The sequence below is a fragment of the Nostoc sp. genome, assembly GCF_036917455.1.
Classification (GTDB): domain Bacteria; phylum Cyanobacteriota; class Cyanobacteriia; order Cyanobacteriales; family Nostocaceae; genus Nostoc.
The window spans coordinates 1-14,490 of sequence record NZ_JBALDK010000099.1; the positions used below are offsets into that span (position 1 = coordinate 1).

Annotated in this window: 14 protein-coding genes and 1 pseudogene; 4 read left to right on the forward strand and 11 right to left on the reverse strand. The window is 42.7% G+C overall.

The features are described from left to right. Positions 1–144 precede the first annotated feature (144 nt). The 3 genes and pseudogenes from V7K42_RS11265 to der all read right to left on the reverse strand — a co-directional run. Positions 145–990 (reverse strand): annotated as a pseudogene (locus tag V7K42_RS11265) (chorismate-binding protein); the annotation flags it as partial. Positions 991–1,094: 104 nt separating this feature from the next. Further along, positions 1,095–2,015 carry an energy-coupling factor transporter transmembrane component T family protein gene (locus V7K42_RS11270; protein WP_334916162.1) on the reverse strand — a complete coding sequence of 307 codons (921 nt, stop codon included), beginning with the start codon at positions 2,013–2,015 and terminating at the stop codon, positions 1,095–1,097. 241 nt (positions 2,016–2,256) lie between these two features. Beyond that, entirely contained in the window at positions 2,257–3,627 is a 1,371-nt protein-coding gene (der, locus tag V7K42_RS11275; RefSeq protein WP_334892342.1) for a ribosome biogenesis GTPase Der, read from the reverse strand. 135 nt (positions 3,628–3,762) lie between these two features. Here der and V7K42_RS11280 point away from each other — a divergent pair, with 135 nt between their 5' ends. Continuing rightward, positions 3,763–3,993: a hypothetical protein gene (locus tag V7K42_RS11280; RefSeq protein ID WP_334916164.1), complete on the forward strand. Its 231-nt coding sequence runs from the start codon at positions 3,763–3,765 to the stop codon at positions 3,991–3,993. A 63-nt stretch (positions 3,994–4,056) separates the two neighbouring features. Here the strand turns inward: V7K42_RS11280 and V7K42_RS11285 are convergent, their stop codons facing one another. Continuing rightward, positions 4,057–4,287 carry a hypothetical protein gene (locus V7K42_RS11285; RefSeq protein ID WP_334916166.1) on the reverse strand — a complete coding sequence of 77 codons (231 nt, stop codon included), beginning with the start codon at positions 4,285–4,287 and terminating at the stop codon, positions 4,057–4,059. Positions 4,288–4,781: 494 nt separating this feature from the next. Between V7K42_RS11285 and V7K42_RS11290 the strand changes: the two genes are divergently transcribed. Next, a complete protein-coding gene (locus tag V7K42_RS11290) occupies positions 4,782–5,366 on the forward strand; it encodes a hypothetical protein (RefSeq protein WP_334916168.1) in 585 nt (194 codons plus the stop codon). Between the two features lie 350 nt (positions 5,367–5,716). Here the strand turns inward: V7K42_RS11290 and V7K42_RS11295 are convergent, their stop codons facing one another. Then, on the reverse strand, positions 5,717–6,913 hold the full coding sequence (locus V7K42_RS11295; protein ID WP_334916170.1) for a site-2 protease family protein: 1,197 nt from the start codon (positions 6,911–6,913) through the stop codon (positions 5,717–5,719). Positions 6,914–7,202: 289 nt separating this feature from the next. Beyond that, positions 7,203–7,457, reverse strand: coding sequence for a photosystem I reaction center subunit PsaK (gene psaK, locus V7K42_RS11300; protein ID WP_334916172.1), 255 nt, complete (start codon positions 7,455–7,457; stop codon positions 7,203–7,205). A gap of 123 nt (positions 7,458–7,580) precedes the next feature. Here psaK and V7K42_RS11305 point away from each other — a divergent pair, with 123 nt between their 5' ends. Further along, on the forward strand, positions 7,581–8,213 hold the full coding sequence (locus V7K42_RS11305; RefSeq protein WP_334916174.1) for a phosphoribosylanthranilate isomerase: 633 nt from the start codon (positions 7,581–7,583) through the stop codon (positions 8,211–8,213). 107 nt (positions 8,214–8,320) lie between these two features. On the opposite strand, the gene folE is transcribed toward V7K42_RS11305, so the two are convergent. The 5 genes from folE to V7K42_RS11330 all read right to left on the reverse strand — a co-directional run bounded on the left by folE (position 8,321) and on the right by V7K42_RS11330 (position 13,137). After that, positions 8,321–9,028: a GTP cyclohydrolase I FolE gene (folE, locus tag V7K42_RS11310; protein ID WP_334916176.1), complete on the reverse strand. Its 708-nt coding sequence runs from the start codon at positions 9,026–9,028 to the stop codon at positions 8,321–8,323. Positions 9,029–9,125: 97 nt separating this feature from the next. Next, the gene (locus V7K42_RS11315) at positions 9,126–9,851 is read right to left on the reverse strand and encodes an SDR family oxidoreductase (RefSeq protein ID WP_334916178.1); all 726 of its coding nucleotides are present in this window, start codon (positions 9,849–9,851) and stop codon (positions 9,126–9,128) included. A gap of 350 nt (positions 9,852–10,201) precedes the next feature. Next, entirely contained in the window at positions 10,202–11,182 is a 981-nt protein-coding gene (locus V7K42_RS11320) for an acetyl-CoA carboxylase carboxyltransferase subunit alpha (protein ID WP_094332956.1), read from the reverse strand. Between the two features lie 128 nt (positions 11,183–11,310). Beyond that, positions 11,311–12,330, reverse strand: a complete 1,020-nt coding sequence (locus V7K42_RS11325) for a long-chain acyl-[acyl-carrier-protein] reductase (RefSeq protein WP_334916180.1) — start codon at positions 12,328–12,330, stop codon at positions 11,311–11,313. A gap of 108 nt (positions 12,331–12,438) precedes the next feature. Further along, the gene (locus V7K42_RS11330) at positions 12,439–13,137 is read right to left on the reverse strand and encodes an aldehyde oxygenase (deformylating) (protein ID WP_334916182.1); all 699 of its coding nucleotides are present in this window, start codon (positions 13,135–13,137) and stop codon (positions 12,439–12,441) included. Positions 13,138–13,315: 178 nt separating this feature from the next. Here V7K42_RS11330 and V7K42_RS11335 point away from each other — a divergent pair, with 178 nt between their 5' ends. Continuing rightward, the gene (locus V7K42_RS11335; protein WP_334916184.1) at positions 13,316–14,143 is read left to right on the forward strand and encodes a carbohydrate ABC transporter permease; all 828 of its coding nucleotides are present in this window, start codon (positions 13,316–13,318) and stop codon (positions 14,141–14,143) included. Positions 14,144–14,490 lie beyond the last annotated feature (347 nt).

Below are 14,490 nucleotides of genomic sequence, written 5' to 3' on the forward strand. Positions count from 1 at the left end.
TCAGAAAGATGATTTTTGGCTGGCATAGGTGGCTGATACTGGATTAATTATTTAATCTCTTATTATCCAATCTAGCTGCGTAACAGCTTAGCAGGGTGCGGATTAAGATATTTAAATCTAAATAGCCACGCCAATTTGCTGATTTTGCAACATGACTACCCGTTCCGGCGAACAGCTGATGACTTCTCCCCAAGGCGTTTGCCAATAGCTAGCAAAAGGAGAAGGATTAATTTTTTGCAAAGCCTGATAAATTTCCCAACCAGAAGCTGTTGTAGAGGCTTGAAATCGCAATGAAAGATTTGCTTGAAAGATGTCTCCAGCTTGAATATATTTTTTTGCCTGGTTTACGCCTGTTTCATAATCTGCTTGCGATGTCAAAAACAGAGGAGGCGAAGAAGACACGGGGATATGAGGACAAGGAGAAATGGAGAATTCTTTCGCCGCGTCTTTCTTTGCTAATTTATCCTGTAACTCATCAAGTCTACTTGCATCACTGGCGGCTAGCCAAAGAATTTGTTGAGCGTGATCTAAAACGGCAAAACAATCTGGTTCATACCAAAAAGCTATAGAAAATGATAGGGGATCAATTTTCTGATGGGGTAGCTGTTCAATTTACCATGCCACATCGTAGCCTAGCCAACCTAACCAACCGCCAGTGAAGGGAAGATGGCGAGGTGGGGAAGAAAATACTACTTTATCCCCCTCATCCTCCTCATCTCTTCCTACTTCTTGCTGTAACAACTTTTCTAGGAAGGGAAAAACTTCTCCTACTTCTGGTGTCCACATTTGGGGGATGCCATCGACTAGACGAGGAGCGCCTGCACAGATAGAATATCGGCTGAATTGGGGATGATCGATTGGCGTTGGGTAAGGACTTTCCAGTAGGGTTGCAATTCCCGATGGATTGGTGGGGCGAAAAAGAGTAGCAAAAACTTCTGAACCTGTGCGCTTTTCTGAAGGTAGCGATCGCCAATACCAAGCCTCGATCATACTGTTTCTAAGGGTTGCTCATAGTTAGTTAACAGTTTTCAGCAGTGAGTACAAATAGCTACAACTACTGACAATTACCTCTATACCATTTTCTCGGTGCAAAATTAAACCTGAGTTCCGATAGCTATGCGTATTCCCCAGAATACAATTAAAGTCGCAATAGCAAGCCAGTCACGCCCTTTGAATCGTAAATCATGCCACTGCACTCGATGCTCGTTGGGACTGGTAAAACCCCGCACCATCATTGCATTGGCCATTTGGTCGGCTCGTAAGAGGAGATTTTCCAAAAGTCTCTCTGCTACTGTCATCCAAACCTTGAATCCTCCTTTCAATCCCAGCTTTTTCCAATTAATTGCCCTTGTCATAACTGAGCGAAATAAGTTTTGCACTTCTTCTAAAACTAGGGGAATAAAACGTAAGGACAAGGTTAAAGTTAAAGCAATTTCTGTGACAGGCAACTTAAAGCGTCGTAAAGGTTGCATTAAACTTTCTATGCCAGAGGTGATTTCTTCTGGTGCGGTTGTCAGCAGATACAGGTTGGTGCTGTAAATCACGGTAAATATAAGTGTACTCAGGCGTACAGCCAAATCCAAGGAGCGACGAGTTACTTTGACTGGGCCTTTGTGAAATAGCACATAACTATATTTTTTGCGATCGCTTACCTGCTCTGGAACAATATTTTTGGAGTTTGCTTGCTGGGTTAATATTTGTTCATTAGCTGGTAAGCGTGGCTGATAATCTACACCCATTCCATCGGGACTGATGGCTCCGATCGCTAAAATAAAAAACGATAGCATTAACAGCCAACCCATTTGCTGCTGCCATACTCGGCGGGGAATCCTAGCAATCAAAGTGGCAGCAATCAACACTACCACCAGCATTACCCGCCAAATATTGTTAGCAAAAACATAGCTTGTTAAAAAGCTCATCAACCAGGCGAACTTGACTCGCGGATCGATTTTATGCAGCCAAGTTTGGGGTTGTTCTAAATAAAGTCCAAGTGGCAGCGATCGCAATAAATCCATTTCAGATAGAGTTAGGAGTGAGGGGTTAGGAGTTAGGAGTTAGGAGTTAGGAATTTAACTCATAACTTTCACCTTGTGCTGCGATCAAACTCAGGTCGATAGGGTTCTATCGTTAGCAATTTTGACTTTAACTCATAACTCTTAATTCATAACTCCTAACTTAATTTGACGCGAGTACTCAAGTCTGTAGGGTTCTATAGTTAGCAGTTTTGGCTTTAACTCCTAACTCCTAAATGACTTCCTAACTTATTTTGACGCGAGTTGCTCTATTAACGTTACCAATTTCGGCATCACGGACTTTTTTGCTGCGCCAGAGTAGAATAATGGGCGTGCCTTTAAATCCTAGCTGTTGCCGGAATTGGCGTTCAATGTAGCGGCGGTAGTTGTCGTTGAAGCGTTTGGAATCATTGACAAATAGTGCGATCGTTGGTGGTTGGCTACTTACTTGTGTACCATAATAAATTTTGCCCTGACGGCCACCACGAGATGCTGGCGGTGAATGCCAACTAACAGCGTCTGTTAAAACTTCGTTAATAACTGATGTGCTGACACGACGTTTGTGTGATTCAGCGGCCGTTTTCACCAATTCGAGAATCTTTTCTACTCGTTGTCCTGACAAGGCACTCACAAAAATTGTTTCTGCCCACTCGGTAAAGTGTAACCGTGATTGCAGGGTTTTTTCGTAGTCGTAGATTGTGTAAGAGTCTTTTTCGACAGCATCCCATTTATTAACGACGATGATGCAAGCCCGACCTTCTTCGATAATCCGCCCAGCTAATTTTTGGTCTTGCTCAGTGACTCCATCTACAGCATCTATTACTAATAAAACCACGTCGGCGCGACGAATCGCTTTGAAAGCACGGTTAATACTAAAGAATTCTGTACCGTATTCTATATGTTTCTTTTTGCGAATCCCGGCGGTGTCAATTAAGCGGTAGGTTTGCCCGTCTCGTTCAATGACGGTATCAATAGCATCGCGAGTTGTGCCGGAAATTGGGCTGACAATTGCTCTCTCTTCGCCAACAAAAGAGTTGAGTAAGCTCGATTTGCCCACATTCGGACGACCCACAATCGCTACTTTGATTTCATTAGTTTCGGGAATGTCTTCAACAGCAGGGATGTGATTAACTAACTCGTCGAGTAACTCTCCTGTGCCACTACCATGAATTGCGGAGATGGGGTAAGGTTCGCCCAATCCCAATTCCCAAAACTCGGCAGCTTGCATTAAGCCTTGGTCTGGAGATTCACATTTATTTACAGCTAATAGTACAGGTACGCGTTGTTGGCGCATCCATTCGGCGATTTCTTGGTCTGCCGATGTGGGGCCTGTTTGACCATCGACGACAAAAATAGCGCCACAAGCTTCTGCCAGGGCTGTCATTGCCTGTTGGCGAATCAGTGGTAAAAATTCGGTATCATCATTAAAGACTAAACCACCAGTGTCTACGACTAAAAATTCACGACCATTCCAGAAAGCTGGCATGTAAGTGCGATCGCGTGTCACTCCCGGTTCATCATGGACAATCGCCGTTTGTTCCCCGGCGAGTCGATTAACCAGGGTGGATTTGCCCACATTTGGGCGTCCGATAATTGCAACAATTGGCAGTGCCATAAAACCAGGGTAAGTGAGAGGTGTAGTATATCACGTCCCTACATTTTACTCACTTTAAACTGGAAGTTTTAATAATTTTCCAACTTGGTAGGTTTTGATAGCTAAGAATCGAACAAAAAACAGGAAATTATACTTATGTTGGAGATTGAAAATTTAGGAGTGAGTGTAGAAGAGTATTTGGATGGATTGGCAAAAGGTATTGATATTTTGGAATTGAGGCGGTTAGAAGCAAAGGGAATTCCAACAAACCTAGCTCTGGAAGTTATGGCAATTGTACCAAAGGTAATCAATGGTACGGCTACTCCTGAAGAAATTGTTAGAGGATTAATGATTCTAACACCATCGCTTCGGCAACAAGTTGAATAGAGGAATACTCAAAAAATCATGCGTTTTGATTTTGGAGGTTAAGACATTTTTTGTAGTCCTACATCAATTTACTTCTAACGCCTCCAAACCTTTTAAAGTTGCTACTTTTGCTTCAGCCAACCCGATCGCTTCAGTAATAATCATGCCTTCATCAGGGCGGGCTGGTCTTAAAGTTTGCAGACAATTGCCTGTTTCTAAATCCCAGTATTTAACTATCTTTTCATAGCCACTGGTGAAGAGAGTTTTTCCATCAAGGCTAAAGGCGATCGCCACAGTTAGTAAGCTGTTCGTCATCTAGTTTTACAGGGCAATCTAAGGCAGCAAACGGGTTCAGGCGCTAAATTATCAAACTTAGATGCGCGTCAGCTTAGCCAACGTCTTTGATGTAACTGAAATCGTAATCAGACTTTACAGCCATCTCTAAGTAAGTGTGTCTTGCCCAAGATTGACGAAAGACAATTTATTGAACTTTTGTTAAGCGTCCCTGTGGCAATAATTGCTCGACTAGTGCGATCGCTTCTTCTGCCGTGATTTATTTACGTAGCAATAATAGGTTAACTACAACACTCCCATCATCAACTTGATTTTTTACAAAAAGTTTAGGTAAATCAACTAATAAAGATCCGACTTTTCTCAGACCATTTCCGACCGTCAAACTTTATACCAAATAGTAGAGTATTTAGATAACCAGTATTTATATCCCCAACTTCTTAGAGGAGATATAGAGAAAGCGATCGCTTTCTCTAAATAACTTGGGTAATTCACAGTATTTTCGGAAAAATAAGCGTATGAAATTGTTAAAAACTCTTTTCTCTATTGGAGCTATCTCTGTTATAAATATATGCTCTTTAAATGCTTTGATACCTTCAATTGCCAAAGCACAAGTTCCTACCGGTCGGTATGAAATTCAGGGAACTCAGATATTGTTTTATCCAGTAACCGGAGGCGATCCATTGCTGGTCTACAACGGCAGAGGAAAAGCTACGCATATTATTAACTACAATGGTGAAATTTACACAGCCTTTCAGGGAGGATCTATTTACCGAAGTCCAGATGGGCAACACCTCGGTGGCGGCGGTAGAACTACAAAACCATACCCTGGTTCAGCGACAGTAAACAAAATGCTAGTGTGCCAGAACGCACTTTTCACTGCCTTCAAGGGAGGATATATTTACCGGAGTCCAGATGGACTAAACCTTGGCGGTGGTGGCAACACTGAGAGGGTGTATAAAGGGACTGGAGAGGTAGACAGGATGACTTGTACTAACAGAGATAGTGTTATCACTGCTTTTACAAGCGGTCAGGTGTATGAGAGTCCAGATGGTCGAAATCTTGGCGGTGGTGGCAATACTAGTAGACTGACAGGTAATTAAAGTTATTTGTAGGTTGGATGAGTAAAGCGAGACCCAACATTATATTTTCATGCGATCGCACTCTTCGTTACACGATAATTTCATGCGATCGCACTTTTCAATACACGATCGTTTTCGGCGGTTGCGATAGATAAATTTAATACAATCTAATTACGTATTGATATAGTAATTATAAAACTGTGTCTGGTGATATTTTGGGTATTTTCTTAAGTCAAACTTAGGTCTAAAAATAAAAAAGGTAGGAAATCCTACCTTTTACCCAAAAAAAGCATTTTGTAACCAAATACCATATTCAATATCACACAAGCTTTTGACGAATCTATTGCAAAACTATGACAAGGGTATGACACTTAATTTCCAATTGACTTCGCTATGACTCCCAGTTGCAACCCAGGCGGATAGCTACCTTCTTCTTTGATCCGCTTAATTTCAGCGTCTGTGAGCCGCAAATTTAACTTTTGTGCCAACGATCGCACAATATCTCCCCGATCGATTACACCAGCTACAGCACCAGCAGGAGAAAGGACAGTAATTCGAGGTAACTGCTCATTTTCCAGCTTGTTAATTACCTCAGCTATGGTTGTTGCTTCTGTAACAGTGGGTATTTCTGTCAGAGGATGCACAATGCTGTGTAAGGTTTGGGTTTCCCATTCACTTCTTTGAGTTACACGAAAATCGTCAATGGAAACTAGACCCCGGTAACGTCCATCAGAAGCAGCAAAATAAACCTGTGAAGGGGCGGTTTCCAACAAGTATAAATCGGCAAAAGAACGCAATGTCTGGTCAGCATCTATAACCCGAAACTCACGAGTCATCGCATCACCCGCCACCACTTTAAGCAAGCTTTCCTGCAACGTAGTCATGTTGTCGTATGTACTGGCGTTGCGGACAGCAAACCAACCTAACATCGCAATCCACAAACCAAGTGCTAACTCTCTTGTCAAGAAATCTACAACAAATCCCAGAGCGATCGCACCATAACCCAAAATTTGCCCAGCCTTTGCAGCCCAATGTACGGCTTGAAAACGATTACCCGTTATTTGCCATAGTGCTGCTTTTAACACTTGCCCTCCATCTAGAGGTAAGCCAGGAATCAAGTTAAATAGCGCCACCACCAGGTTAATTCTCGCCAAATCTCCGACCATGACACTGAGGGGACTAGTATCGGGGATTACGGTAACTCCTAAGCGGAGGAATAAAAATAGTATGATACTCACCAATGGCCCTGCGATCGCTACTTGAAAGGCTTTGAAAGGAGTTTTAGATTCTTCTTCAATAGCAGCAATCCCGCCAAACAGAAATAGAGTAATTGAATTAACTTTAATACCTTGCGATCGGGCTACCAAGCTGTGACCCAATTCATGTAGCAACACCGAACTAAATAGCAGCAGTGCCATAACTATTCCAGCACTCCAAGCGACAGCAGTCCCCCATTCCTGGTAAGCTACCCCAAAGTTGAGGGTTGCCAACCCTAAAATCACAAACCATAAGGGGTCTAAAAATAGGGGAATGCCAAATAAAGACCCAATTTTCCAATTTGTTTGCATTACATTGTCCTAAAACTAGATATTGCCAGTAGTTCCTATACTGTAATATTTTCGTATATGCTTATACCTGTATTTGTGAGCATCAATTCGGTGCTGCCGAGTTACAAAATGCTCTTATTTCTAGAATAGACAATTAATGTCTCTGAGCAAAACTCTGAAATTGGGAATTGGGAATTGTTTATTTCCTCTTCTACTCCCCTTTTTGAATGTGTGAAATGGAAAAAACCATAGTTTTACTAGTTTTGTATTTAATCGCGGCGTTACAGGTAACGCCGCGGTCATTGCAAAGTTATAGACGACCGATGTTAGTCAGTCCTAAAACGATGCCAATACCGATAATATGACCAAAAGCCATTGCTGCAACAAATGTTGGAACACTGACCGGTAGGATAGGCAATTTGGGGCCAACTAAGGGTTTTTCAATCTTAGTACTTAGCAAAAGCACTACTAAGCTGCTGATGCTGATAATAATTCCTACTGTAGGATTCCACGCAGGTGTTGCGGGAACATTTGCAGCAGTTGCTAGTAAAGTAGATGAAATCAAGCTTTTGTCTCCTAAATGAAAAAGTTAACGCAGACCTCAAGATTATAAAATTACTAGGCCCAAAAGTTTTTTAGATAGTTTAGACTTTTCAGATGATTATTCTAAATTTTTTGTTATATTTCCATGCGCGTTAAAATTTGCGGTATCACTCAACCACAGCAGTCTATAGCGATCGCCTCTCTGGGGGCAACAGCACTAGGATTTATTTGTGTGCCAACTTCACCTCGCTACGTGACTACATCCCAAATTCGGGTAGCAGTGGCAGAACTCCCAGCAAATATTGACACAATTGGGGTTTTTGCCAATGCTAGTATCCCTGAAATCAGTCAGATAGTTGTTAATTCTGGGTTGACTGGTGTCCAGTTACACGGAGATGAATCACCAGATTTTTGCTACCAATTACGTCAAGAGTTACCCAATATCGAAATTATTAGAGCGCTAAGGATCCGTAGTCTTGAGCATCTGGACACTGCGGCTAATTACACAAAATACATAGATACTTTATTACTTGATGCCTACCATCCCGAACAACTTGGTGGTACAGGTAAAACCTTAGATTGGAAAATGTTAGAGCAATTTAACCCCAATTGCCCTTGGTTTTTAGCTGGGGGATTAACAGCAGATAATATTTTGGAAGCTTTAAGTCAAATTAGTCCTAGCGGCGTTGATTTATCTAGTGGTGTGGAACGCGCACCTGGAGATAAGGATTTAGATAAAGTAACTAAGTTGTTTAAAAAATTAGGGGGTAGGGAGTAGGGAATGTGAAGTCAAGGGAAATGAGCAAACAAAGGAACCAGAAATATTAATTATTTCAATGCCTCATTACCCTTTATCCCCTTCAGGGGCCCCACCTTCCCCATTCCCTAAAAGAATGCTGCTTGGTGGCGAATCAAGTTAAAAAATTCTTCGCGGGTTTTATGGTCTTCTTGGAAGACACCAATCATTGCGCTAGTGACAGTCCAAGAACCTGGTTTCTGCACGCCCCGCATTACCATGCACATGTGGCTAGCTTCCATCACAACGGCTACGCCTTGAGGCTCCAGAATGGTTTGAATTGCTTCGGCAATTTGGCGGGTTAACCTCTCCTGGACTTGCAAGCGACGAGAATACATTTCAACAATGCGGGCCAGTTTACTCAGTCCCACAACTTTTTGGTTGGGGATGTAAGCAACGTGCGCTCTACCCATAAATGGCAGCATGTGGTGTTCGCACAGACTAAAGAAATTAATATCTCTAACTAATACCATCTCGCTATGCCCTTCATCAAAGATGGCATCGTTAACGAGTTCTTCAAGGGATTGGTTGTAGCCACTGGTAAGAAACCGCATTGCCTCGGCCACTCGTTTTGGTGTTTTGAGAAGTCCTTCGCGTTCGGGATCTTCGCCAACGCCCAATATTATTGCCCGCACCGCGTCCTTCATTTCCTCCATCTGTTCCTCTCTTGGCGGGAACACATCTGCTGGTCGCCCATTATGAGTATTGCGATCGGGTCTAGGAGTTATGGCTTCTGCTAAATCGGGAATCAGAGGCGATTGAGAGCAATTGGAACCGTTAGAACTAGCAATAGTCATGATTCAGTCTTGGTTATGGTTTTGTCATTAGTCATTGGTCATTAGTCATTGGTCATTAGTCATTTGCAAAAGACAAAGACAAACGATCGAGGACTAATTAGAGTGCGCCAGCGCTGGGCATCAGGGTCAATTCGTCAATAACTGCCTGTTGTGGTAACAGAACTGTGTAAAGAATTGACTGAGCAACAATTTCTGGGGTTAACATTTTGGAACGGTCTAAGTTGACATGGACTGTCTCTGTGTCCCAAAGTTCGGTATTGACTGCGCCGGGAGAGATAGCTGTGACACGGATGCCGTGGGTGCGTTCTTCTTGTGCTAGGGTTTGAGAGAGGGCTATCAAACCAGCCTTGCTGACGCTATATGCTCCCCAACCGGGAAACGGTTGCTTGGCGGCTATTGAGGAAACGTTGATAATTGTCCCTGTGCCGCGATCGCGCATTGAAGGTAAAATCCCCACAATGCACTGAAACACGCTGGTGAGATTCAAGTCAATTACCTGCTGCCAGTCTTCTAGGGGAGTTTCGCTCAAGGTGGCTGTGTAGGCAAGACCCGCATTGTTTACCAGAATATCTATATCGCCAAAATCAAGGGCGATTGCTTGGATCTTTTCTTTGACTTCAGAGATCCGCGCTAAATCTACAGCGTAAGCTCTTGCTTCTACCCCAGTATGCTGTACAGCTTCTCTTACCGCCTCCAATTTATCTAAAGAACGGCTGACTAAGGCGACATCTATTCCGGCTTTGGCAAAGGCTAAAGCCGTTGCTTTTCCAATTCCGCTACTAGCCCCAGTAATCAGGGCGCGTCTTTTTTGCTCAACACTCATGGTGTCTCCCAATTTTTTGGCAGTTCCCAAAACCTATTACCATCCAATTATTTACACTTCTCGGTTTGGATATATTAAAGGAATCTAAGAATCTGATGATTTCCATTAGGCAAATGCTATTATGGGGTAAAACATTGGCATGTAGATTTTACCAGTGAAGACAAAAAATCACCGCCTGGAAAACCACGCCGCGGACTCTAATTAGATTACTTCATAATACAAAAACTACTCAATCAAATTGAGTAGATTTGCAAAACATGCAAATGCCTATGGCTAGATTGTTAAAAATCTTTAAGCACATAGGCAATTATAGCATTGCTGCTTGGCTAATCTATCATTATGGAGTTGCTTTAATGGGCAACTTCTGTAAAGACACCAATTTTGCGGAATTTTTCATAACGCATTTGGCGGCGTTCTGGAGCGGTTAGACGATTGAGTTCGTCTAAATTTTCTAACAGCACTTGCTTGAGAGTGGTAGCAGCTTTTAAAGGATCGGAATGAGCGCCACCAGTGGGTTCAGGGAGTATTTGGTCGATAATTCCCAACTTTTTCAGGTCGTGGGAAATAATTTTTAGAGCAACGGCGGCTTGGGGAGCTTTACCAGCATCTTTCCACAAAATGGCGGCGCAGGCTTCGGGAGTGGCGACGGTATAAACGGAGTGTTCAAACATGAGTAGGCGATCGCCTACACCAATACCGAGTGCGCCACCAGAGCCACCTTCACCGATGACTGTGCAAATAATTGGCACATCTAAGCAAAACATTTCTCGCAAGTTGTAAGCGATCGCTTCTCCTTGACCTTGATGTTCTGCTTCTACCCCAGACCAAGCTCCTGGTGTATCGATAAAAGTTAGTATTGGCATACTAAACTTGTTAGCGTGTTCCATCAACCGCATGGCTTTGCGATAGCCACCAGGGTAAGGCATTCCAAAGTTACGGGCAATATTATCTTTAGTGTCGCGACCTTTTTGATGACCTAACATCACCACAGGTTGCCCACTTAGACGGCCGACACCACCAACTAAAGCCGGATCGTCACCACCACAGCGATCGCCATGTAATTCCATCCATTCATCACTAATAGCCTGAATGTAATCGAGAGTACTGGGGCGACGCGGATGACGAGCGACTTGCAATCGCTGGGACGGGGATAGACTCGTGAAAATTTCCTCACGCAGTTGCATGGCACGTGCTTCTAGTTGACGAATTTGACCAGATACATCGACACCATTTTCTTCTGCAAGTTGCCGAATTTGATCGATTCGGGTTGCAAGTTCTGCTAGGGGCTTTTCAAAATCTAACAGTAGCGGTTTACGCTCGGTAGTTGCCATAGTTAGGGGGTAGGGAATAGGAAATAGGGGATAGGGAATAAGGAATAGGGGATAGGAAATATTATGTATTGAGGATGAAGTTAAAACTCCTTCTCTGTAACCTGTCACCTATTCCCTGTCACCTGTGACTAAACCAGCAGTGGTCTAAATCCATGTTTTACTGATACTCGACCAATCTGCTCCATTTTGTCTACGGTAATCTGATTCCGTCCCCACGAAAAGTTCGTGTATAACTTCTCAAATTCCAACAGCATTGATTCGGCAAAACAAGCAAACAACTGGCGGGCTGGCACGTCCATATTGACTATTTTCATAATTTTCCAGTCAATATCCAGCGAATGCTCTACAATCCCACCATTTAACACGTGTACACCAGGATATCGAATTTTTGTCGCTAAGTTTTTAGGATAACCACCATCAATCAACAAACAGGGTTGTTTTAAAGTGGTGGGGTCAATTTCCACGCCTCTGGGCATACTAGCAACCCAAACTACAACATCAGCTAATGGCAGTGCTTCTGTCAAACCCATAATTTTCCCCCGCCCTAGTTCGCCTTGCAACTCTTTGAGACGTTCTTGATCGCGGGCGATTAGCAGAAGTTCTTTGACATCTGTTCTCGCATCTAGCCAACGCGTAACTGCACTGCCAATATCCCCAGTTGCTCCACAGATAGCAACAGTCGCGCTTGATAGATCGATTCCCAGTTGTTTTGACGCTTCTTCCACCTGCTTACAAATAATGTAGGCAGTATGCGTGTTTCCTGTAGTGAAGCGTTCAAACTCTAGTTTGATATTGCGGACTTGGCTAAACTGCTCTAACTTAAAGTTTTCAAAAATAATCGAAGAAAATCCGCCTAAAGCTGTGATGTTAATGCCGTGCTTCTGTGCATGGGCCATGGCGTTGAGAATTTTTCGCGTTGCGGCTTTGATGCGGCGACTAGCCAGCATTTCCGGCAAAAAGCAAGATTCTACATACCGTCCTTCAATTTGTTGCCCAGTTATACTGGTGACAATAATGCTATCGACAATTTGCGGCGGGGCGCTGCACCAAAAGTCTAGCCCTTGATCGGCATATTCTGGGTATCCCAATTCTTGAGCTACCGCTTGAGCGTGTTCTAAACTAGTCAGATGTCCAATTAGACCAAACATGTAGTGATTATTAGGCTTATGCTGTCTTGAGGGCGGGGAATTTAGGAGAGTTGGGAGTTAGGAGTTAGGAGTTAGAGTACGGCTCATAATTTCTCACTCCTAACTTTTTTAAGCGGCGATGAGTCCGTAGGCTGACAAGCGCATAATATCACGTGTTGTGAAACCGATGTTACTCAGTGCTTCACCATACTGAATCATAAAGTCTTCTACCAAAGCATCTTTTTCCATTGCCATTGTGTGGGCATCACCTTCTACTTGGTTGAGCATTCTCCAGACGATGGGTAGGTTCTGGCGATTTGCAAGTTCAAGTTCAGCTTTAGATTCTGTAAAGTGTTCTTTCAACCAAACTTCTCCAAAGTTGAGGTGGCTATATTCTTCTTTGACTACGCCCTCAGTGATTTTACGGGCAAAATCGTCGGCAACGGGAATGTAAATGTTATATGCTGCGATCGCAAAGCATTCAATTATCAAAGACTGAATCAACAGACATGTAACCACCTTTCCTTCTGCGGCGGCTGTTTGGAAATTTTGGTGTAGCCCGGAGAAAAACTCCTTAGCAAATTGCAAATCTGGGGTTACTTGCAAATTCCGTCCACAAGCCTCGAATCCTTTCTTATGCCGACTTTCCATCTTGGATAAGCGGATCAATTCATCATGAGAGTCTGGTAGCAGTCCAGCTAAGGTGATGTAATTTTCATGGGCTTCTTGTTCCCCTTCAATCACGATCGCATTAATCCGGCTATAAGCATCTTTGTATGTTTCGCTCTCGAAATCTAATTCTTTAAATTGGTCTGCAAGCTGCTGCATGGTATGTTTACTCCTGTAAATCTGAATTATTTGACACCAGGATTGAATTTCCCCTATGAACTGAGGGTAACAATCTCCGTGGTTTAATTTAACTTAACAAGTAACTATGCTTATAGATTAACTTTTGCTGGGGGCGATGCTCTAGTACTAGCAAAACAAATACTTTGCAGATAAATATATGTCCGAACCAAAGTGGAATCTGAAATCTGGCGATTTTTTGAGCCTAGTAGTCTTACTGGTAGGGGCATTTATTGTTTTACTACCTCTGTTTGTGGTTTTTCTCACCTCCTTTACACCGACGGGAGCAACCCCAGAAAATGTTTCCCAAAATAACTGGTCTTTAGCTAATTACCATATTGCATGGCAGCAGGGAAAATTTTTGCTGGCGTTTGCTAATTCTACCTTGGTAGCGATCGCTGTGACGGCGTTTCAAATTGTCACTTCTGCTTTAGCTGGTTACGCCTTAGCACGGTTGAAGTTTCGAGGTCGCCAAGCACTACTATTAGTTGTTTTAGCAACTTTGGTAATTCCCTTTCAGTTATTGGTGATTCCCATCTTTTTGGTTTTGAAGTGGGGACACCTGATAAATACATACTGGGCGCTTATTTTACCTACTGCTGTCAATGGGTTTGGAATTTTCTTGCTCCGTCAATATTTCCAGACAATTCCTGTGGAGTTAGAGGAAGCCGCAGCCATAGATGGGGCTAATAGACTGCAAATTTTATGGTGGGTGATGTTACCTTTAGCCCGTCCAGCCTTAGTGACACTATTTTTGTTCACCTTCATCGGTGAATGGAATGATTTGTTTAAACCTTTGGTGTTCACAACCCGTCCCGAATTAAGAACGGTGCAACTGGCTTTGGCTGAGTTTCAAGAACAGTTTACGAATAATTGGCCCTTGATGATGGCAGCGGTGACAATAGCGACAGTTCCAGTGATGGTATTATTTCTGATTGGTCAGCGCCAATTTATTCAGGGTATTGCCACCACAGGGATTAAGAATTAGCAAAAGAAACGGTGCAAATTTTAGATTTTAAAGAAGCGCAAGCTTAGGAAATTCAGCATTAAAAAGTAATAATTATTACCATACCAAAAAAGTAAAATCTATCTCTATTGTACTTGGTGCCGCAGCTACGCCCGTCATAGACATTACTGGATTGATTAAAATCTTCAAATATAGCTAATATTTGCATTCTACCCATCAAAAAACCTATTCTTGAGAGAGTAGGAAGAGGAAACACAAGCAAAGCAGGCTGAGAATTAAATTTTATAAATTAAAATTTAATTTTATTTGTTAGGTAGCTTTCACTATTTCAAATGTATAATCTATCATTCATTATTATTATTCAAATG